This is a genomic window from Shewanella inventionis, from assembly GCF_014641855.1.
GTDB classification, from domain to species: Bacteria; Pseudomonadota; Gammaproteobacteria; order Enterobacterales; family Shewanellaceae; genus Shewanella; species Shewanella inventionis.
The window spans coordinates 1-2,060 of the sequence record NZ_BMII01000093.1 but is presented as its reverse complement, the minus strand read 5'-3'; the positions used below and the strand labels follow the sequence as shown (position 1 = coordinate 2,060).

Sequence of the window (2,060 nt, the reverse complement as noted above, 5' to 3'; positions counted from 1 at the left end):
CATCTTCATATCGGCTGTTATTCTTTAAGTGCATATTGAATAAGTTTTTAAGTAGATTAGTGTCAGTTGTTTGTATTTTCATTTTGAAACTCCATGTTTCATTGTAGGTTAATTGGGTTGTATAACGCCAAGCTCATGCGTTTTGCGAACTTGACCGATTTTTTTGCGCTTTTGCTCTTAAGGCAAAAAGCGGGCGAGTTTGCAAAATCGCTTGAAGTGCCTTGTTAAAGGGCAATTCGGAATGCTGCATCCATTGCTTCTTTATCATACTCCAATAAATAATGATTGAACGTATTGTATAAATTCAACAAAATAGGTTTGTTATTACCAATAACATCCATTCCTCTGTCATCATACGGAAACACCATTATTTCTCGATCAAGGTCGAACAAATACATAATTGCACTAGGGTTAGGTTCAATATAACCAAAGTCTGTAGCCAACGCACACCAAAGAACGTTACTCAAATCATTTTTAGAAATATTAAAAGCAATGTAATGCCACAAACTATTTTCGTAGTCTTCATCGCCTTCCCATTCAGGATCAAATTCTGTCCAGTGTTCTTTGGTCGTATTAGAATAAACACCTGCGATCTTTAGCGCTTTGATGGTCGATAAAACTGATAATAAAGATTTCTCACCTCCCACCTTAAGGCAGACTTGAATCGATTCACTTCCATTAAAAAGGTGCTCGCATATTTCAAGCGCTTTGCGGTGAGCCGTTAAAAATTGTGTTAAAAAATGTCCACCTTCTGATAATTCAAAGCGCAAACCATCTTCGTATGCATAAAATAGAGGTCTTTCAAACGCTCGATCATTGAATATAGATTGAATACGATCTCTGATGCTCATATTTGCCCTTTAACGCCCGCATAACGGGCAAAAATACGTAGGCTATAATGCCAAGCGAAGCGCAGGGAGCCTACGTGTTTTTGTCCCTAGCGAGCGAAGCGAGTGTTAATGCGTTTGTTAGAGCGAATCACCCGTGATGTACATTCCACCAATGACCAAAGCCCACAATAGCGCGAGTATTACGCCTATATGAATAAGGTGAAGTAACTTAGTGCCTCTATGAGCATACAGACTGTACACAGCAGATATGAGTGGAACTCCACAGAGCACTGTATACCACTGCATGTGATCGAAGCTACTCAATTTTAAATGGCTTATTGAAAAGGCAAGACCAAATACAAGTAAGACTAGAATTCCATGAGCACTTACAATAAGTCGTTTGATGAGATTTAAACTTCGATTAGTTCGCCAGTAAACAATTGATGCGAGAGCACAGAAGCTCACGTAACCAAAAAGCATCAAACTCTCAATTAAATTACTCACGATATCAATCTAGCTCTAACGCCCCGCACAGGGGCAGACAAATAAGCGCAGCGTTTTGGCTGTCCCAGCGACCAACGGGAGCGATTGCTGCGGCTTGTTAAATGTTTTTCTTCCAAACATGCAAATTCCCGTTTGTGAACAATCCTGAGTCGAAGGAATAGATGCTATCTACAACTTCGTTTAAGTCTACAAAGCTTAGGCTACACTTAAATGGGAGCTTCCCGTGTGCTCTGCTTGCTGCGCAAATACGGAATTGCCCTGCCTCCTGATCTAGCCATGCATAGAAAACCATACTTGACCTAGGGCTCTTTCGTCCATACAGGTTAGAGCAGCCTTCAATAAACTCAACGACAGAGATTTTACCCCATTCATTGAGTAGCTCTTCATTGAACCCAAATGTAACTAGGTTGGCTCGAGCTTCTTCATTTATATCTTCAGAAGAAACTACTTCAACTTCATCTTCCAGCTCTTCGAGCCATTGTTTCAAAGTACTATGCATGGGTTTATACATTTAACGCCTCAAACAGAGGCTTAAAATTGTTTGCTAAAATGTTGAGGCACGAAACAGCAAACTGTTTTAAGTCCTTTGCTTTGCCTTGTTAGCTATCAAAGTCAAATGACTTCGTAATCATAGGTTGAAAACGCCAACCCCACATACAAGTATCATTAGCTCTGAAAGTCACCGAACCAGTTAACTTTTGATTATCACTGTCTTTCAATACCACA

At 40.0% G+C, this 2,060-nt stretch carries 2 protein-coding genes; both read right to left on the bottom strand.

All coding sequences use genetic code 11. The features are described 5' to 3' along the window. Positions 1-224: 224 nt before the first annotated feature. The gene (locus tag IEW93_RS21680) at positions 225-851 is read right to left on the bottom strand and encodes a DUF3885 domain-containing protein (RefSeq protein WP_188741266.1); all 627 of its coding nucleotides are present in this window, start codon (positions 849-851) and stop codon (positions 225-227) included. A 580-nt stretch (positions 852-1,431) separates the two neighbouring features. Then, complete coding sequence (locus IEW93_RS21675) at positions 1,432-1,845, bottom strand: hypothetical protein (protein WP_188741265.1); 414 nt, start codon at positions 1,843-1,845, stop codon at positions 1,432-1,434. Positions 1,846-2,060: the final 215 nt, after the last annotated feature.

What these genes read in the sequence shown, in the direction of transcription:
- IEW93_RS21680 (WP_188741266.1), bottom strand. Translation starts at nt 851, where the DNA reads ATGAGCATCAGAGATCGTATTCAATCTATATTCAATGATCGAGCGTTT.
- IEW93_RS21675 (WP_188741265.1), bottom strand. Translation starts at nt 1,845, where the DNA reads ATGTATAAACCCATGCATAGTACTTTGAAACAATGGCTCGAAGAGCTG.